The following is a 17,916-nucleotide window of genomic DNA, read 5'->3' as shown; positions in this document are numbered from 1 at the left end:
ACCCGTGGAAGCCTCATGTTCCAGTGGCTCTGGGGTGGGCAGTTGCGTAGACCTCCCTCAAAGTCGTAACGGTTACCAGTGTGTACACCTGAGTGGTCGTAACGGATGCGTGCCCGAGGAGTTCCTGCACCACCCGAACGTCAGCACCCCCTTCGAGCAGATGGGTGGCGAACGAATGTCGCAACGTGTGAGGGGACACCGCGGCGCTGATCCCGGCCTCCTCCGCGGCGGTCTTCAGCACCGTCCACGCGCTCTGCCGCGAGAGCCTCCCGCCGCGCGCGTTCAGGAACAACGCGGGCGTGCCACGGCCTTTCGCCGCCAGCGCGGGCCGCGCCCGGACCAGGTACGCGTCCACCGCGGCCAACGCCGGCCGCCCGACCGGGACGAGCCGCTGCTTGCCGCCCTTGCCGTCGAGCAGCACGGTGCGTTCGGTCGCGTCGATGTCGTCCACGTCGAGCCCGACCACCTCGGAGATGCGGGCTCCCGTCGAGTACAGCAACTCCAGAAGGGCTTTGTCCCTGAGGTTCCCCACGGTGTCGAGCAGCGTCAGAACATCATTGATGGGCAATGCTTTCGGCAGCCTCTTCGGAGGCGAGGGCGGATGAACGGCCCGTGCGACGTCATGCGGCACAACACCTTCACGGTGTGCGAAACGGTGCAGACCGCGCACGGCGACCAACGTCCTTGCGGCAGAAGACGTAGCGAGCCCGCTCTCGCGCAGCACGGCCAGGAACTCACTCACCTGGATCTCCGTCACGGCACCCAAGTCCGTGACACCGAGCGATTCCAGGTGTTCGGTGTAGCGGCGCAGGTCCCGGGTGTAGGAGTCGAGCGTGTTGCGGGCGGTGCCGCGTTCCACGGCGAGGTGGTCGAGATAGGTCGCCACCAACTCAGAAATCACGCCAGCCCTTCCAGGACGATCTCCCCGGCCGTGGCGTTGACGCCCTTCGCCAAAGCCGGGTCCTCGGCGACCGCACGTTCGAAACCCTTGTCCGCCAACGCGATGACGTACGGCAGCGTCACGTTCGTGAGCGCGTACGTCGACGTGTTCGGCACGGCACCGGGCATGTTCGCGACGCAGTAGAACACGGAGTCGTGCACGCGGTACGTCGGCGCGTCGTGCGTGGTCGGCCTCGTGTCCTCGAAACAGCCTCCCTGGTCGACCGCGATGTCGACGAGCACGCTGCCCGGCCGCATCCGCGACACCAGGTCGTTGCTGACGAGCTTCGGCGCCTTCGCACCCGGCACCAGCACGGCGCCGACGACCAGATCCGCCCAGCGACAGGCCTTCTCGACCTCGTAGACGTTCGACGCGATGGTCTGCAGGTGCCCGCGGTAGGTGAAGTCGATCTGCCGCAACCGGTTGACGTTGGTGTCGAGCACGATCACCTCGGCCTGCATGCCGACGGCCATCGTCGCCGCGTTCATCCCGGCCACGCCCGCGCCGATCACCGCGACCTTGCTCGCGGCGACTCCGGGGGCACCGCCCAGCAGCACACCGCGCTCGCCCTGCGCGCGTTCCAGGCAGTGCGCACCGACCTGCGCGGCCATCCGCCCGGCGATCTCGCTCATCGGCGCCAGCAACGGCAACGACCCGTCCGCGAGCTGCACGGTCTCGTACGCGATGGCGGTGATCCCGGACGCCGCGACCGCCGCGGTGCACGACGGCGACGCCGCCAGGTGCAGGTAGGTGAACAGCACCTGATCGCGGCGCATGCGGTGGTACTCGGCCTCGATCGGCTCCTTGACCTTCAGCACCAGCTCCGCGGCGCCCCACACCTCGTCGGCCGAACCTGCGATCCGCGCGCCCGCCGCCACGTACTCGGGGTCGGGGAACGACGAGCCCGCGCCGGCGTCGTGCTCGACGACCACGGAGTGCCCGCGGCGCACCAGCTCGATCACCCCGGCGGGGGTCATGGCCACGCGGTACTCGTGGTTCTTGATCTCCTTTGGGACACCGACCAACATCGTCGCAGCGTATTCCCGATATCGATCTGCTGCATCGGATACCGTGCGAGCCGTGTCAGACGCATTCGGGCCAGAACAGCAGCGCATCGGCAACCAGCAGCGCGAAGAAGCGATCACCGCTCTCAACGACCACTTCGCGATGGCGCGGCTCGACATCGGCGAGTACCAGGAACGCGTGAACCGCGCGTCCGGTGCCCAGAGCTACTTCGAGCTCGCGGAGCTCTTCCGCGACCTGCCGCAGCCGCACCCGCCGTTCCTCGCGCCGCCGTCGGTGCCGTTCGCCGTGCCCCCGGCCGCGCCCGGCTACGTGCCGCCGCCCACCCAGCCGTACTACCCGCCGCCCACCGGGCCGCAGCCGCAGTACGCGGTCCCGCAGCCCGGCATGGTCCCGCCCGGTTACGGCAACCCGGCGGCCCCGTACGGCTTCGACCCGATCACCGGCGTGCCGCTGTCGGACAAGTCGAAGATCGCCGCGGGCGTGCTGCAGCTGTTCCTGGGCAACCTGGGCATCGGCCGCTTCTACACGGGCCACGTCGGCATCGCGGTCGCCCAGCTGCTGACCTGCGGCGGCTGCGGCATCTGGTCGCTGGTCGACGGCATCATCATCCTGGTGCAGGGCGGCACGGACGCCCAGGGCCGCAAGCTGCGGGACTAGTGGCGTGGCACGGAAGGCCTGCAGGGTGATCCACGCTCAGCAGGGCACCTCGCGGCACCGCCCCCCTACGTCCGGTATGAGGACGTGGGGGCGGCACCACGATGCACCCGTCTGACCGCGAATTCGCCTGGCAACCTTCCGCGCCACGCCACTAGATCCCGGCGAGATTGCGCCCCACACCCCACACAGCGGCCACGACGAGAACGGCGACACCGACCGACTTCGGCACGGATCGCCGTTCGCCAGTCCACTTGTCGCGCGTCCACCGCGCGAACAACCACACGGCCAGTGGCAGCCCCAGCAAGAACAACGCGGCGTTGAAGTGGAACGCGCCGACGACATCGCCGTGCAGCAACGCGTGCAGCATGCGCGTGACACCGCATCCGGGGCAGTTCAGCCCCGTCAGCCAGTGGAACGGGCACTTCGGCAGCAGGTTGCCCGGCTGGTTCGGGTCGACGAACAGCAGCAGCACCGCCCCGGCGGCCCCGGCGGCGAGAACGCCGACGGGTGCCTTCAAGCGAGCGAAGGCACCCGTCGACGTCTGCATGGGTCCAACCTACTTCTTGCGCGCGGCGAACCGGGTCGGCTTGTCGCGGAACGGTGCGTCGGCCGGACGAGCGTCGGCCCGCCCCGCCAGCACCTCGCGCGCCGCCAGCAGCCCGGCGACGGCCGAGGAGTTCACGATCTCCCCCGCCAGCACCATCCGCACGGCCTCGTCGATTCCGAAGCGGTGGATCTCCAGGTCCGCCTCCTCCTCGCCCTGCACCTCACGGTCCACTTCGGACAGTTCGCGCGCCAGGTACACGCGCACGACCTCGTCGGTGAAGCCCGGGGACGCGGCGGTGTCGACCAGCGTGTCCCAGCGCGCGGCGTCGAGCCCGACCTCCTCGGCCAGCTCCCGGCGCGCGCCGACGACCGGCTCCTCGCCGTCGTGGTCGAGCAGCCCGGCCGGCAGCTCCCAGAGGTGCCGGCCCAGCGGGTGCCGGTACTGGTGGATCAGCACGACCTGGTCCGACGAGTCCACGGCCACGACCGCGACGGCGCCCATGTGCTCGACGACCTCGCGCTTGGCCGTGCCGCCACCGGGCATGCCGACCTCGTCGACCCGCAGCGCGACCACGCGGCCGACGTGCAGGTCCTCGCTGGAGACCGTCCGGAAGTCGTGCCGCGTCACTGGGACGCCCCGGCCTTCAGCGGCAGCCGGTCGGCGACGCGGTAGTCGATCGCGGCCTTCACGAACGCCGCGAACAGCGGGTGCGGCTTCGTGGGACGCGACTTGAGCTCCGGGTGCGCCTGCGTGGCCGCGTAGAACGGGTGCACGTCCGACGGCAGCTCGACGAACTCGACCAGGCGGCCGTCCGGCGAGACACCGGAGAACACCAGGCCGGCCTCGGAGAGCTTGCCCCGGTACGCGTTGTTGACCTCGTAGCGGTGGCGGTGGCGCTCGGACACCTCGGTCGCGCCGTACGCCTGCGCGACGACGGACCCCGGCGTGAGCTTCGCGATGTACGCACCGAGGCGCATCGTGCCGCCCATGTCGCGCTGACCGGCGACGACGTCCTGCTGGTCGGCCATCGTCGAGATGACCGGCGTGCCGCCCTCCTCGAACTCGCTCGAGTTCGCGTCGTCGATGCCCGCGAGGTTCCGCGCGGCCTCGATGACCATGCACTGCAGGCCGAGGCACAGGCCCAGCGTCGGCACACCGCGCGTGCGGGTGTACTTCAACGCGCCGACCTTGCCCTCGATACCGCGCACGCCGAACCCGCCGGGGATCAGCACGGCGTCCATGCCGGACAACGCGCGTGCGGCGCCCTCGGGCGTCTGGCACTCGTCCGACGGCACCCACTTGATCTCGACCTTGGCGTGGTGCGCGAACCCGCCCGCACGCAGCGCCTCGGTGACCGAGAGGTACGCGTCGGGCAGGTCGACGTACTTGCCGACGAGCGCGATCTTCACCGTCTCGGAGGGGTTGTGCACCCGCTCCAGCAGGTCGCCCCACACGGTCCAGTCGACATCGCGGAACGGCAGGTCGAGGCGGCGCACGACGTACGCGTCCAGGCCCTCGGCGTGCAACACCTTAGGGATGTCGTAGATCGACGGCGCGTCGACGGCCGCGACGACGGCGTCCGTGTCGACGTCGCACATCAGGCCGATCTTGCGCTTGAGCGAGTCCGGGATCTCCCGGTCAGCGCGGCACACGATCGCGTCGGGCTGGATGCCGATGTTGCGCAGCGCCGCGACGGAGTGCTGCGTGGGCTTGGTCTTCAGCTCACCGGACGGCGCCAGGTACGGGACCAGGCTGACGTGCAGGAAGAAGACGTTGTCGCGGCCGACGTCGTGACGGACCTGGCGGGCCGCCTCGAGGAACGGCAGCGACTCGATGTCGCCGACCGTGCCACCGACCTCGGTGATGACGACGTCCGGCGTGATGCCGTCGGCGTCCGGCTCGGCCATCGCCCGGATGCGGCGCTTGATCTCGTCGGTGATGTGCGGGATCACCTGGACCGTGTCACCCAGGTACTCGCCGCGGCGCTCCTTGGCGATCACCTCGGAGTACACCTGTCCGGTGGTGACGTTGGCTTCGCCGCTCAGGTCTCGCGCGAGGAACCGCTCGTAGTGGCCGATGTCGAGGTCCGTCTCCGCGCCGTCGTCGGTCACGAAGACCTCGCCGTGCTGGAACGGGTTCATCGTGCCGGGGTCCACGTTCAGGTACGGGTCGAGCTTCTGCATCGTCACCCGCAGGCCGCGCGAGGTGAGCAACTGACCGAGGCTGGAGGCCGTGAGCCCCTTGCCCAGGGAGGACGCGACGCCTCCCGTGACGAAGACGTGCTTGGTCGTACGTGCCTGCTGCACCAACGGGGCTCCCGTGAAAATCGTGGGGGTAGATCCCCCTATCCACGGGCCATAACGCTAACACGCCGCCGGTCACTCAGCGCACCACGACCCGGCAGATCACATCACCCGATCGGCGCAGTGAGGGGTTTCGCCGAACTTCCCCCGGCACAGGCCGACATCAGGAAAAGTTGTCACGTGACCTTCGACGTGGCAGGGGCAGCCGCCAAAGCCGTGCGCGACCGCTCCGGCGCATGGCGGTTCATCGAGGGTTTCGCGGCCGCGTGGGCCGAGCCGATCGAGGCGAGGGACGGCTGGAACCACGCCGACCTGGACGCCGCCGAGGACCGCCTCGGGGTGCGGCTGCCGGGCGCGGTGCGCGACGCCTACGCGTTGTTCGGCAAGCGCCCCGACCTCACGAGCAACCAGGACTGGCTGCTCACCCCGAGCGAGCTCCGCCTGGCCGGCGAGGTCGTCGTCTTCCGCCGCGAGGTCCACGCCGTCACGTCGTGGGGAGCGGCGCTCGACGACCCGGACCCGGCCGTCGTGCACGAGACGGAACGCGGCTGGGAACCCTGGCTCCCGCACTTCTCGTCGGCCTGCGTGGAGCTGGTGCTGTCCGAGGCCCTGTTCCGCGACGGGGCCGTGACAGCCGACAGGGAGATGTCCGAGGCGGACATCTCCCTGCTGGAGGAGCACTTCGCACTGCTGCCGCTGCACGGTCCCGGCGCCCGCTGGTTCGTCAGCGACGACGTGATCGTGCGCGAGGACGCCGGCGAGTGGCTCTGGGCCCGGGCCCGCACGCCGGAGGCGCTGGAACTGCTGACGCGGCGCCTTCCCGGCGACTGGGCGACCGACTAGGTGCTGTCCCGCGAGTTCGTCAGGTGAGAGACGCGGGTGAGAGTCCCGGAAGCGGTGCCGCCGCGATGACCTCGTACCGGGCGTGTTCGGGCATTGCGGCGGTGCCGTTTCCGGGGCCCTCGGCCGCCGCTCTCGCCCGACGAGACTCGCAGGACTGCGCCTAGCTCGCGATTCCCGGCGAGGACGCCTCCGCGTTGCCCGCGACGCCGTACCGGCCGGATCGGCCCTCGAGCTGCTCGCGCAACGCCATCACCACGACGACCTGGCCCGCCGGGCTGTCGGAGTTGTCGACCGTCGACAGGATCGACGTCGCGGCGGTGTCCGCGCGGACCACGCCGATCGCGCCCGTGCCGTTCGCGGACCCGTTCGCCCCGGCCAGCACGACGCCCGCGCCGGCCCGGTCGAGCTGGGTGGCGAAGCGCGCGACGGTCGACGCCCGGTCCGCGGCCGAGTCACCGATCGCGGCACCGCCGGTCAGCACGATCGCGAGCTGCGCGGGCTTCACGCCCGAGGTCGCCTTCACGAACCCCGCGTTCGTCAGCCCTGACAGGGCGGACGCCGTCTCGTCGGCCGTGGCCTGGGGCTCGTTGGTGGACGAGTTGAGCAGCAGCAACGCCCCGAAGAGGCCACCGGCGCGCGTGCCGGGGTCCGCGGCCGTGGGCAGCTGCGAGCCGGCGGGCTGCAGCCGTGCCACGAGGTCGCGCAGCTGGTCACCGCGCGAGGGGTCGGCGAACGCGTCGGTCAGCTGGATCTCGCCGGTGACGGTGGCGCTCGCGGACTTCAGCAGCCCGGTGAGGGCGTCGCGGTCGGACGGGCGGGCGTCGGCCGTGGTCACGATGACGACCGTGCGGTCGGTGAGCCGGTCGTTGACGGCGAGCGGGCCGACGGACGCGGCGAACTTGTCCGCCTCGGTCAGCTTGGCGTTCAACGCGTTGCGGTCGTTCTGGAGGTCGTTCACCTGCTGTGCCAACGAGTTCTTCTCGTCGCTCAGCCCGGAGAGCAGCCGCCCGCTGATCGCGGTCGACCCCAGCACGACACCGACCGCCAGGGCGAGGAACACCGCGGTGATCGAAACTATGTGGTAGCGCAGCGTGATCACGAGAACAACCCCTTGAACCAGTTGACGACGGAGTGCCAGCCGTCGACCACGATGTCGACGTAGACGTGACCGACGCCGGACACCGCGAGGGCCGCCGCCATGGCGACGATCGCGGCGGTCACCAGCAGGACGATCACGCCCAGCGAGACCCGGCTGCGGTGCAACGTCGCGACGGCCTCCCCGTCGACGAGCTTGCTGCCGAGCTTGAGCCGGGTGAGGAACGTGGAGGGGTTGGAACCGGAGTGCCCGCGGTCGAGGAACTCGCGCAGCGTCGCGCGCAGCCCCACCGTGACGACCAGGGACGCCCCGTGTGCTTCGGCGAGCAGCAACGCGAGGTCCTCCGCGTTGCCCGACGCGGGGAAGGTCACCGCGCCGATGCCGAGGTCCTGGATCCGCTGCAGGCCCGGCGCGTGGCCGTCGGTCTGCGCGGGGACGACGACCTCGGCGGCCGCACGCAGTGACGCGGTGCCGATGCCGTCGGGGTCGCCGACGATGATGTCCGGCTTGAGCCCGGCGTCGATCAGCGTGTCGGCGCCCGTGTCGACGCCGATCAGCACCGGCCGGTACTCGCGGATGTACTTGCGGAGCTTGCGCAGCTCCTCGGCGTGCGACGGGCCGCCGGCGACGACGAGCACCTGCCGGTCGCGCATCGGCACGTACACCTCGGGGACGCCGACGCCGTCGAGGACGAGCGCGCGTTCGCGGCGCAGGAACTCGATGGTGTTGGCGGAGAACGCCTCCAGTTGTGCCGACATGCCGGCCTTCGCCTCGATCATCGCGTCGGCGATGCTTTCGGCGTTCTGCTCGATCCCCGTGGCGAGCTCGCGTTCCCCGGCGTACACCACACCTTCGTGCAGCCGGATCTTCGCGCCTTCCTTGATCTCCCGCAGCGCGACGGCGCCGACGTTGTCGATCAGCGGAATGCCGGCCTCGACGAGCAGTTCCGGGCCGAGGTTGGGAAAACGCCCCGAAATGGACGGCGACGCGTTCACGACGCCGACGACCTCGGCCGCGACGAGCGCCTCGGCGGTGCGCCGGTCGAGGTCGACGAGGTCCATGACCGCGACGTCACCGGCACTGACGCGCCGAACCAGGTCGCTCGCGCGCCGATCAACCCGCGCGACGCCCGTGACACCGGGAAGTTCGTGGTTGGTGCGGCTCAGCAGCCCGGAAAGCTTCATGCGCCGATAGTGACTCACGGTGCGGACGCGACAGGTGAGGCACGCCGTGCAATTCCAGGTGGTCAGTCGTCGGGGTGAACTACTACGGCTCCAAACGCGAGGACCACTGCGCTTATCAGCACCCAAATACCGTTGCCGAACCCGGCTTCCAGCGCAGGGTCGATCGCGATGTTGCCCTCCTTGTGAAAGCTGATCGCGTTCAGCAAATACACGAACAACATTCCGGTGACACCCGCGAGTGCCGCGGCTCCGGCATAAGCGACCTTTCGCCACCGCGCCCCCACGAGCAACGCGGCGGCCGCCAGCACGATCGGGATGGCGAACAACGGCCCGTGCTCGTCCTTCGTGCCACCGAACTGCGTACTCCACCCCGTGGTGACGTACGCGGTCTGCGGCTGTCCCGGGGCGAGCCTGATCATCAGTTCCGAGAACGGCAGGAACGTGGCCCCGACCGCGGCCGCGGCGGCGAGTCCGAGCAGGACCAGTCCGACGATCTTCCTCACGCCGCCTCCCGTTGCACCGCAACGGCTCCGGCGAGTGCGACCAGCGTTCCGACGGCGAGGAACACCAGCCCGAACCCGACCGCGAAGTCGCCCTGCTGCTCGAGCGCGTGCCCGCGTTCCGACACCACGAGCGCCGCGATCACGCCCACGGCACCGATCTGCCCGGCCGCTCCCGCGAGCGCCGCGCGGGTGATCCACACGCCGGCGACGAGCAGCAGCGCCGTCACCACGACCGGCACCCCGTACCAGGGCGAGAGCTCACCGGCGGGCCAGTCGCCGGGTTTGTTGAGGATCTCCGTCCCCCACGCCCGGACCACGACCTCGACACCGCCCGCGTAGGCCGTCGAGTACCACGGCAACACCATCGCTGTGGCGGTCAGCACCACTCCCGCCGCGATCAACGCGATCGCCGTCGGTCTGCCGATCACCGAGCCTCCCGCTGCTCGTCCTGGGGGATCGCGAGGCCGAACGGCGGTGTGTCGTCATCGCCGTCGAGCTGGTGCACGACCACGCCGTCCCCTTCGTCGTCTTCCTCGACCAGCGGCTCCGTGCTCCTCCTCTGCGCCAGCACCGCACCCGCGAGCCCGGCGACGGTCGCGATCACCAGCAGGAAGAAGCCACCGAGGAAGTGCACCTCGTCCTTCGTCGAACCGTTCGACGACTGGGATTCGATGATCTCCTTCAGCTCCCACACCTCGACCGTGAAGAGGAGCACGACCCCGGCCAGCATCCCGGCCGCGCCCATGGCGAGCGGCCGTCCGACGGACGCGGTCTGCTCCCGCAGCAGGAACACCACCGCGACGGCCATCAGGATCGCCGACAGCACCACCGGCCACCCGGCGGCGAAGAGCGCCGACGGGCCGATGCCGGCCTCGGAGGGCTCGGTGTTGGTGACCCACAGGGTCGAGGTGGAGATCAGGTCGGTCCCGAACCCCTTGTAGATCGTGCTGAACACGTCCTGGAGGGACGCGACCACCGACAGGACGGCCCCCAGCGCCAGCAGCACCCACGCGATCTTGCGGCGATCAGTCACTCTTCGGCTCCACGATCACCGGATATCCGTACGGCGGGGTGTCCGTGTCGTCCGGCTCGTCGTCGATCTGGTGGATGACGGCCCCGTCCCCCGCGGGTTCCGCCCGGTCCGCCCTGGGCAGTTCCTGGTGCAGCACGGCCGACACCACGGCAATCCCGGCGGCCACGATCAGCAGCGTGACACCGGGGCCCTGCTGGACCTCGATGGGGATGGGCGAGTCGAGCCGGCCGAGCTCCTTCACCAGCGCCTGCACCCGGACCACGGAGGACCACGCGACCCCGACCAGCAACCCGGCGCCGAGCAACGACCCGAGCCTCATCGCGGGAACCCGGAACGCGAGCACCGCGGACAGCGCCAGGACGAGCGCGGCCCCGATCACGGGCTCCCCGAGCTCCAGGGCTTCGAGCGCCAGGAACTCGCGGAAGTCGTCCCGCCCGACCGCCCACGAGCTGGCCTCGAAGCGCAACGTCCGGCCTCTGGCCACGACCTGCACGGAGAAGGAGGTCAGGAACGTGGCCGCCACGGCCAGACCGGCCGCGACGAACACGAGCACCGCCCCGAACACCCGGCGCGTGGTCAGTGATCCGGTCACGTCCCCATCATGCCGAACCTGGGCGGGTTCGGCGTGAAGGGACGCGACCGGTCCGGTCAGCTCTTCTTCTTGCGGCGCCGCACCACGGGAGCGGAGGTCTTGTCCGCCTTGGCCGCGGCGAGCAGTTCCTCGGCGTGGGCCCGGCCGGTGTCGGTCGAGTCCATGCCCGCGAGCATCCGGGCGAGCTCGACGACCCGTTGCGTCTCGTCGAGCTTGCGCACGGCGGACCGCGTGAACGTCCCGTCCGCGGACTTGTCGACCACGAGGTGCCGGTCGGCGAACGCGGCCACCTGCGGCAGGTGCGTCACCACGATCACCTGGTGCGACCGGGCGAGGCGAGCCAGCCTGCGGCCGACCTCGACCGCGGCCCGGCCACCGACACCGGCGTCGACCTCGTCGAACACCAGGGTGGGCACCGGATCCGAGTGCGACAGCACCACTTCGAGCGCCAGCATCACCCGGGACAGCTCACCGCCGGACGCACCCTTGTGCACCGGCAGGGCGGGCGCGCCGGGGTGCGAGATCAGCCGCAGCTCGACGTCGTCCACCCCGGACGACCCGGCGTGCAGGATCGACCGGCCGACGGGCAGCGCCTGGGCGTCGCCCGCCTCGGCGTGCCGCGGACGGACCGCGAGCTCGACCGAGGCGTGCGGCATGGCGAGCCCGTCGAGCTCCTCCGTGACGGCCTTGCCCAGCTCCAGCGCGGCCTCGACACGGGCGGCCGTGACCTGGCCGGCGAGCGTCGCCAGTTCGGCGGCCAGCTCGTCGCGACGGGTGGCCAGGCCGGTCAGCGCCTCTTCGGACGTGTCCAGCCCGCCGAGCCTCGTCCGCGCGTCCTCGGCCCAGGCGATCACGCCGTCGACGTCGGCCGCGTACTTGCGGGTCAGCGCCTTCAGCTCGGCCTGCCGCTGCAGCACGGCCTCGAGCCGGCCGGGGTCGGCTTCCAGGTGGTCGAGGTAGCCGGAGATCTCCGCACCGACGTCGGCCAGCAGCGTCGCCGCCTCGACCAGGCGCGGCTCCATCTCCCGCAGCTTCGGGTCCTCCGACGCGGACAGCCTGCGCGCCGCCTCGGAGATCAGCCCGAGCGCGCCGGGGTTCTCCGGGTCGCCCTCCAGCGAGCCGGACACCGCGAACTGCGCGCCCTGGGCCGCCTCGCGGAGCTGGTCCGCGTCCGCGAGCCGCCGGGCCTCGTCGTGGAGCTCGCCGTCCTCGCCCAGCTTGGGGTCGACGGCGTCGATCTCGGTCAAGCCGTGCCGCAGCAGGTCGGCCTCTCTGGCCAGCTCGCGGGAACGCTCCGTGCGTTCCTTCAGCTCGGCCGAGACGCGCAGCCACTCCTCGCGCACGGCCTGATAGGCGCGCAGGGGAGAACTCACGTCGTCGCCGGCGAAGCGGTCGAGCACGCCGCGCTGCTCGGTCGGCCGCATGAGCCGCAGCTGGTCGTTCTGCCCGTGGACGGCGATGAGCTGCTCCGCCAGTTCGGACAGCACGCCGACCGGCACGGAGCGGCCACCGACGTGGGCGCGCGAACGGCCGTCGGCGCCGACGGTGCGGATCGCGATCAGGGACCCGTCCTCGTCCGCCTCTCCGCCGACCTCCTCCGCCACCTTCGCGGCAGGGCTGCCCGCCGGAGCCTGGAAGCGGCCCTCGACCACCGCCTTGTCCGCTCCGGTGCGGACCCGCGAAGCCTCAGCTCGGCCACCGCCCAGCAGGTGCAACCCGGTCACGACCATGGTCTTGCCCGCGCCCGTCTCACCGGTGACTACGGTGAACCCGGGGTCCAGTTCAAGGGTGGCCTCGTCGATCACGCCAAGGCCATTGATGCGCATCTCGGCCAGCACAGGGCGAACCTTACTTGTCGAGTCCGACATTTCCTCGCGGGCACCATAACGAGCGAGTGCCGACGCACCGAGCGGCGCGGTCAGCCTGCCGATGGTCCCCGCCATCCCTTCACCGGTAGGTCGAACTTCTCGACCAGCCGGTCCGTGAACGGTGCCTGGCGCAGCCGCACGACCTTGAGCGGTACCGCGCCCTCCACGATCTCGATCCGCGCGCCCGCGGGCAGCTCGAACGTGCGCCGCCCGTCCGCGGACAGCGCCGCCGGGTGCCCGGTCGCCTCGATCTCGAACGCCACGTGCGACTTCGGCGACACGACCAGCGGCCGGGCGAACAGCGCGTGCGCGTTGCTCGGCACCACCAGGATCGCCTGCACGTCGGGCCACACGACCGGTCCGCCCGCCGAGAACGCGTACGCCGTCGAGCCCGTCGGCGTAGCACAGATGACGCCGTCGCAGCCGAACGCCGACACCGGCCGGCCGTCGACCTCGACCACGATCTCGAGGATGCGTTCGCGGATCAGCTTCTCGACGGTGATCTCGTTGAGCGCCCACGTCTGCGCGACGACGTCGCCGTTGACCTTCGCGATGATGTCGAGCGTCATGCGCTCTTCCACGAAGTAGTCGCGTTCCAGCACGTGACCGACGGCCTCGTGCAACGCGTCCGAGTCGGCCTCCGCGAGGAACCCGACGCGGCCCAGGTTCACGCCCAGCACCGGCACCCGTGCCGGGCGGGCGAGCTCGGCGCCGCGCAGCAGCGTGCCGTCACCGCCCAGCACCAGCACCAGCTCGGTGCCCTCGGCGGCGTGGTCGTCGGCGGGCACGACCTTGGTGCAGCACGACGGGCCGAGGTCACGCGCCTCGTCGTCGAGCACCCTCGTCGTGACGCCCCCGACCGCGAGACGGCCGGCCACCTGACGGGCGAGATCGATGTTGCTCTGGTGACCGGTGTGGACGACCAGCAGGACTTCCCTCATTGGGGCCCTTCTTCGACGGCGGTGCGCACCATCTCTGCGGCATCGACGGGATCGCCTTTGCGCAGCCAGAGGAAGTATTCGACGTTGCCGGACGGGCCGGGCAGCGGGCTCGCGACGACCCCGTGCACGGCCAGCCCCAGTTCGGCCGCCGCCCTGGTCACGTCGAGCACGGCTTCGGCACGCAGCTCCGGGTCGCGCACGACGCCTCCGGAGCCCAGGCGTTCCTTGCCGACCTCGAACTGCGGCTTGACCATCGGCAGCAGATCGCCTTCCTCGTCGAGGCACGCGGCCAGTGCGGGAAGCACAAGCCTCAACGAGATAAACGAAAGATCGGCCACCACGAGTTCAACATTGCCGCCGATGTCCTCGGGAGTGAGGGTGCGGACGTTGGTCTTGTCCTTCACCACGACCCGGTCGTCGGTCTGCAGCTTCCAGTCGAGCAGACCCCTGCCGACGTCGGCCGCGACGACCTGCCGTGCGCCCTTGCGCAGCAGCACGTCGGTGAAACCGCCAGTGGATGCGCCGGCGTCGAGACAACGCCTGCCGGTGGGGTCGATCTGGAAGCCGTCGAGCGCGCCGATGAGCTTGTGCGCGCCGCGGGAGGCCCAGTTCGGGTCGTTGCCGATGTCCTTGACGACGACCGCGTCGGAGGTCTCCACGGCGGTCGCGGGTTTCGTCGCGACGGTGCCGCGGACCTTCACGCGTCCGTCGGCGACGAGCTGGCTTGCGTGCTCACGGGACCTGGCGAGCCCCCTGCGCACGAGTTCGGCGTCGAGCCGCACCCTGCGAGGCACTGTGCATCACACCTTGTCGATGCTCGACAGCGCGTCGGTGAGCGTCGCGTGCACGGCGTCGAACCGGCCCACGTGCTCCTCGAGGGGGACGTTCTCGAGCCCGTCGAGCCGCTCCAGCGCGCCTTCGATGGCGTCGGCCGGGTTCGGCGGCGGTCCGGGCAGGGGGTAGCTCACGGTCTTACGGTAGCCGATGCAAGACCGACAGGTCCGCGCCGACATACGTGGGCTTTTGCTCATCCGGAAGCGCTTGCGCCTCCTGCTCGGTCGACACACCCGTGAGCACGAGCAGGGAGTCCATCCCGGCGTTGACCGCGCCCAGGATGTCGGTGTCGAGCCGGTCGCCGACCACCAGCGGGCGGTGCGCGCCGAGGTCCTTCGCCGCCTGCTGCAGCAGCGGGGTGGCGGGCTTGCCGGCGACGAGCGGCTCCTGGTCCGTCGCGGCCTTGAGCGCCGCGACGAGGCTGCCGTTGCCGGGCAGCAGACCGCGCTCGGTGGGCAGGGTGGCGTCGACGTTGCACGCCACCCACAGCGCGCCGCCGCGGATGGCCACGGCTGCCTCGGCCAGCTCACGCCAGCCGAGGTCCATGGACAGGCCCTGCAGGACCGCCACCGCGCCGTCGGCGGTGTCGGTCGGAATGAGTCCGCGCTTGAACACCTCGGCCTCGAGGGCCTTGGTGCCGAGCACGAGCACGGTGGAGCGCTTCGGCAGGCGTTCGGCCAGCATGGCCGCGCCCGCCTGGGAGGAGGTGCTCACCTCGTCGACGTTCGTCTCGAACCCGAGCTCGACGAGGTGATCCGCGACCATCTGCGGTGAGCGGGAGGCGTTGTTGGTGACGTAGCGGATGCCGACGCCCTTGCTCCTGGCCTGCGCAATCGCTTCCGCAGCGCCGGGCACGGCTTCTTCACCGCGGTAGACGGTGCCGTCGAGATCGATCAGCAACGCGTCGTACCTGTCGACCAACGTCTCGCTCACTGCTCCGGGGTCTCCTCCTGGGTCAGCTCGAACGCGCGCTCGGCGGCGTCCGTCTCCCCTTCGTCGTCAGCCTCGGCGGCGTTGAGGAACCACTTGACGGCTTCCTCGATGCGGCCGGCCGCGGCCAGGTTGTCGGCATAAGCGTAGAAGAGCCGCGCGGAGTAGGGAGAACGCTGCCCCGGGTCGAGGTCCGGCCCCTGCAACGCCACGACGGCGGCGTCGAGCTGCCCCATGTCCCGGCGAGCACCGGCCGCGACGATCCGCAGCTCGATCTCGTCCTCCTGGCTGAGGTCCTTGACCGCCGGGTCCTTCGCGAGGTCGATGGCCCGCTCCGGCCGGCCCAGGGCCCGCTCGCAGTCGGCCATGATCGCCAGGTGTCCAGGGCCGGTCATCATCCGGCGGGCGGCACGCAGCTCGCTGAGCGCCTCGGCCCACTCGTCCGCGAAGTACGCGGTCAGACCGGCGGCCTCACGCACGACACCGACCCGCGCCGCCTTGCTGCGCGCGTACCGGGCGTGCTCCAGCGCCAGCTGCGGGTCCTCGTCGATCAGGAGCCCGGCCGCGGCCAGGTGCCTGCCGATGATCTCCGCGAGCCCCTTGGGCAGGCTGCGCAGCTCGAGCTTGATCTCGGGGTCGAGCAGCGACAGGTCGGCTTCCTCGGGAAGCTCGGGCCGTCCGCCACGGGGCGCGGGCGCCTCGTCACGCGGCTCGGCGTCACCGCCGGCCTCGACGGCGACCGCGTCACCCTGGGCAGGGGACTCGTCGTCCGCCTCGACCGTGGCCTCGGCCTTGGTCTCGTCCTGGGTCTCGCTCTGGGGCTCAGTCTTCGTCTCAGGCGTGGTCTCGTCCGAGTCGCCTTCGACGGCGGTCTCGTCCGCGGCCGCGTCGTCGGCGGCCGTCTCACGGCCGGCGGCGGCACGGGTGGCCGCGGCACCGTCGCCCAGGCGGTACCCGGCGCGCTCGGCGGCCGGCGTCACGGCGTCCTGGCCGGTGTTCTCCTGGTCGGCCTGACGCTCCTGGAACCGTGCCGCACGCTCACGGCTGCGCTCGTCCCGACGGTCGTCGCGCTGCGGAGCGGACCGCTCGTCGTTGCGGTTGTTCGAGTCGTCGCGGCGGTACCCGCCACGGTCACCCGAGTCGCTCTTGCGGTAACCGCCACGATCGCTGGAACCCTGCCCCCGGTGACCACCACGGTCACCCGAGTCGTCCTTGCGGTAACCGCCGCGGTCGCCCGAGCTCTGCCCGCGGTAGCCGCCACGGTCGTTCGAGTCGTCCTTGCGGAAACCGGGACGGTCGCTGGAACCCCGGTACCCGCCACGGTCGCTGGACTCGCTCTTGCGGTAACCGCCACGGTCACTGGACTCGCTCTTGCGGAACCCGCCGCGGTCGCTGGAACCCTGCCCCCGGTAACCACCGCGGTCACCCGAGGAGTCGTCCCGGCGGAAGCCGCCACGGTCGCCGGACTCGCTCTTGCGGTAGCCACCGCGATCGCCCGAGTCGTCCTTGCGGAAACCAGGACGGTCGCTGGAACCGCGGTACCCGCCACGGTCGCCGGAGTCGCTCTTGCGGTAACCGCCACGGTCGCTCGAACCCTGGCCACGGTAGCCGCCACGGTCGTTCGAGTCGTCCTTGCGGAAACCGGGACGGTCGCTGGAACCCCGGTAGCCACCACGGTCGCCGGAGTCGCTCTTGCGGTAACCGCCACGGTCACCGGAGTCGTCCTTGCGGAAGCCGCCACGATCGCTGGAACCGCGGTACCCACCACGGTCACCCGAGTCGCTCTTGCGGTAGCCGGGACGGTCACTCGATCCGCTGCGCTCGCCGGAGCGGAAGCCCCCGCGGTCGCCGGACTCGCTCTTGCGGTAACCACCACGATCGCCCGAGTCGTCCTTGCGGAAACCGGGACGGTCACTGGAACCGCGGTAACCACCACGGTCGCTGGACTCGCTCTTCCGGAAGCCGCCGCGATCGCTCGAACCCTGACCTCGGTAACCACCGCGGTCACCTGAGTCGTCCTTGCGGTAGCCGGGACGGTCGCTGGAACCCCGGTAGCCACCGCTGCGCTCGCCGGAACCCTGCCCGCGGTAGCCGCCGCGGTCGCTCGAGTCGTTCTTGCGGTAACCGCCGCGATCGCTGGAGCCGCCGCGGTCGCTCGAACGGTCTCCGCGGTAGCCACCGCGGTCGCCGGAGTCGTCCTTGCGGTAGCTGCTGCGGTCGCTGGAACCCTGTCCACGGTAACCACCGCGGTCGCTGGAGCCGGCGCGGTTGTCTCGACGGTCACCGCTCGTGGAGCGGTCACCGGAGCTTTCTCCGCGCTGGGAGTTGTTGCTGAACTTCCGATCGCCTGCCGGACGGCCACCCTCGGAACGGCGCGGTCGGTCTCCCTGGCCACGCTGACGGTCGCCGGGACGATCCCCGAACCTAGACACCAATTCCTCCTACTGTGAACACGCTGAAAGGGGCCTGTGAGCGAAGCACTGTAATTGTGCCCCGCGATCACAAGCCCCTTCAGGGAAGTAAAGTTCGGCGGCGACCTACTCTCCCACACCGTAACCAGTGCAGTACCATCGGCGCAGAAGGGCTTAACTACCGGGTTCGGAATGGGACCGGGTGTTT

General features: G+C 70.7%; 19 protein-coding genes and 1 rRNA gene. 2 read left to right on the top strand and 18 right to left on the bottom strand.

From position 1 onward, the window contains the following. Window positions 1-13 precede the first annotated feature (13 nt). Complete coding sequence (xerD, locus tag ACWF7A_RS38755) at window positions 14-901, bottom strand: site-specific tyrosine recombinase XerD (RefSeq protein WP_452255476.1); 888 nt, start codon at window positions 899-901, stop codon at window positions 14-16. After that, a complete protein-coding gene (gene ald / locus ACWF7A_RS38750) occupies window positions 898-1,968 on the bottom strand; it encodes an alanine dehydrogenase (protein WP_452255475.1) in 1,071 nt (356 codons plus the stop codon). The genes xerD and ald overlap by 4 nt, the downstream gene beginning before the upstream one ends. A gap of 52 nt (window positions 1,969-2,020) precedes the next feature. On the opposite strand from ald, the gene ACWF7A_RS38745 reads away from it, so the two are divergent. Beyond that, on the top strand, window positions 2,021-2,623 hold the full coding sequence (locus ACWF7A_RS38745) for an NINE protein (protein WP_452255474.1): 603 nt from the start codon (window positions 2,021-2,023) through the stop codon (window positions 2,621-2,623). A gap of 151 nt (window positions 2,624-2,774) precedes the next feature. Here ACWF7A_RS38745 and ACWF7A_RS38740 read toward each other — a convergent pair whose 3' ends face one another. The 3 genes from ACWF7A_RS38740 to ACWF7A_RS38730 are packed head-to-tail and all read right to left on the bottom strand — an operon-like array spanning window position 2,775 to window position 5,476. Further along, entirely contained in the window at window positions 2,775-3,170 is a 396-nt protein-coding gene (locus ACWF7A_RS38740) for a DUF2752 domain-containing protein (RefSeq protein ID WP_452255473.1), read from the bottom strand. Between the two features lie 9 nt (window positions 3,171-3,179). Further along, a complete protein-coding gene (locus ACWF7A_RS38735; RefSeq protein ID WP_452255472.1) occupies window positions 3,180-3,797 on the bottom strand; it encodes an NUDIX domain-containing protein in 618 nt (205 codons plus the stop codon). Then, a complete protein-coding gene (locus tag ACWF7A_RS38730) occupies window positions 3,794-5,476 on the bottom strand; it encodes a CTP synthase (protein WP_452255471.1) in 1,683 nt (560 codons plus the stop codon). The genes ACWF7A_RS38735 and ACWF7A_RS38730 overlap by 4 nt, the downstream gene beginning before the upstream one ends. A gap of 177 nt (window positions 5,477-5,653) precedes the next feature. Between ACWF7A_RS38730 and ACWF7A_RS38725 the strand changes: the two genes are divergently transcribed. Continuing rightward, window positions 5,654-6,316 (top strand): hypothetical protein, encoded by a 663-nt coding sequence (locus ACWF7A_RS38725; protein WP_452255470.1) that lies wholly within the window; start codon window positions 5,654-5,656, stop codon window positions 6,314-6,316. Window positions 6,317-6,476: 160 nt separating this feature from the next. On the opposite strand, the gene ACWF7A_RS38720 is transcribed toward ACWF7A_RS38725, so the two are convergent. The 13 genes from ACWF7A_RS38720 to rrf all read right to left on the bottom strand — a co-directional run. Further along, complete coding sequence (locus tag ACWF7A_RS38720) at window positions 6,477-7,415, bottom strand: copper transporter (protein WP_452255469.1); 939 nt, start codon at window positions 7,413-7,415, stop codon at window positions 6,477-6,479. Beyond that, window positions 7,412-8,596, bottom strand: coding sequence for a putative cytokinetic ring protein SteA (gene steA / locus ACWF7A_RS38715; RefSeq protein ID WP_452255468.1), 1,185 nt, complete (start codon window positions 8,594-8,596; stop codon window positions 7,412-7,414). Before steA ends, ACWF7A_RS38720 begins: the two co-directional genes overlap by 4 nt. A 62-nt stretch (window positions 8,597-8,658) precedes the next feature. Then, window positions 8,659-9,099, bottom strand: a complete 441-nt coding sequence (locus ACWF7A_RS38710) for a hypothetical protein (RefSeq protein WP_452255467.1) — start codon at window positions 9,097-9,099, stop codon at window positions 8,659-8,661. After that, window positions 9,096-9,527, bottom strand: a complete 432-nt coding sequence (locus tag ACWF7A_RS38705) for a hypothetical protein (RefSeq protein WP_452255466.1) — start codon at window positions 9,525-9,527, stop codon at window positions 9,096-9,098. The genes ACWF7A_RS38710 and ACWF7A_RS38705 overlap by 4 nt, the downstream gene beginning before the upstream one ends. After that, on the bottom strand, window positions 9,524-10,132 hold the full coding sequence (locus tag ACWF7A_RS38700) for a hypothetical protein (RefSeq protein ID WP_452255465.1): 609 nt from the start codon (window positions 10,130-10,132) through the stop codon (window positions 9,524-9,526). The genes ACWF7A_RS38705 and ACWF7A_RS38700 overlap by 4 nt, the downstream gene beginning before the upstream one ends. Then, entirely contained in the window at window positions 10,125-10,724 is a 600-nt protein-coding gene (locus tag ACWF7A_RS38695) for a hypothetical protein (protein ID WP_452255464.1), read from the bottom strand. The genes ACWF7A_RS38700 and ACWF7A_RS38695 overlap by 8 nt, the downstream gene beginning before the upstream one ends. A gap of 56 nt (window positions 10,725-10,780) precedes the next feature. Next, entirely contained in the window at window positions 10,781-12,562 is a 1,782-nt protein-coding gene (gene recN, locus ACWF7A_RS38690) for a DNA repair protein RecN (RefSeq protein WP_452255463.1), read from the bottom strand. 80 nt (window positions 12,563-12,642) lie between these two features. Then, complete coding sequence (locus ACWF7A_RS38685; RefSeq protein ID WP_452255462.1) at window positions 12,643-13,533, bottom strand: NAD kinase; 891 nt, start codon at window positions 13,531-13,533, stop codon at window positions 12,643-12,645. Then, a complete protein-coding gene (locus ACWF7A_RS38680) occupies window positions 13,530-14,327 on the bottom strand; it encodes a TlyA family RNA methyltransferase (RefSeq protein ID WP_452255461.1) in 798 nt (265 codons plus the stop codon). Before ACWF7A_RS38680 ends, ACWF7A_RS38685 begins: the two co-directional genes overlap by 4 nt. A gap of 6 nt (window positions 14,328-14,333) precedes the next feature. Continuing rightward, on the bottom strand, window positions 14,334-14,501 hold the full coding sequence (locus tag ACWF7A_RS38675) for a hypothetical protein (RefSeq protein WP_191300801.1): 168 nt from the start codon (window positions 14,499-14,501) through the stop codon (window positions 14,334-14,336). A 4-nt stretch (window positions 14,502-14,505) separates the two neighbouring features. Next, window positions 14,506-15,300: an HAD-IIA family hydrolase gene (locus tag ACWF7A_RS38670; protein ID WP_452255460.1), complete on the bottom strand. Its 795-nt coding sequence runs from the start codon at window positions 15,298-15,300 to the stop codon at window positions 14,506-14,508. Next, window positions 15,297-17,729, bottom strand: a complete 2,433-nt coding sequence (locus ACWF7A_RS38665) for a hypothetical protein (RefSeq protein WP_452255459.1) — start codon at window positions 17,727-17,729, stop codon at window positions 15,297-15,299. Before ACWF7A_RS38665 ends, ACWF7A_RS38670 begins: the two co-directional genes overlap by 4 nt. 92 nt (window positions 17,730-17,821) lie before the next feature. Beyond that, window positions 17,822-17,916, bottom strand: a 5S ribosomal RNA gene (rrf, locus tag ACWF7A_RS38660); the annotation flags it as partial.

Source organism: Lentzea sp. NPDC055074 (genome assembly GCF_053608005.1).
This window is presented reverse-complemented; position numbering and strand designations above follow the sequence as displayed.

What these genes read in the sequence shown, in the direction of transcription:
- ald (WP_452255475.1), bottom strand. Translation starts at nt 1,968, where the DNA reads ATGTTGGTCGGTGTCCCAAAGGAGATCAAGAACCACGAGTACCGCGTG.
- ACWF7A_RS38740 (WP_452255473.1), bottom strand. Translation starts at nt 3,170, where the DNA reads ATGCAGACGTCGACGGGTGCCTTCGCTCGCTTGAAGGCACCCGTCGGC.
- steA (WP_452255468.1), bottom strand. Translation starts at nt 8,596, where the DNA reads ATGAAGCTTTCCGGGCTGCTGAGCCGCACCAACCACGAACTTCCCGGT.
- ACWF7A_RS38685 (WP_452255462.1), bottom strand. Translation starts at nt 13,533, where the DNA reads ATGAGGGAAGTCCTGCTGGTCGTCCACACCGGTCACCAGAGCAACATC.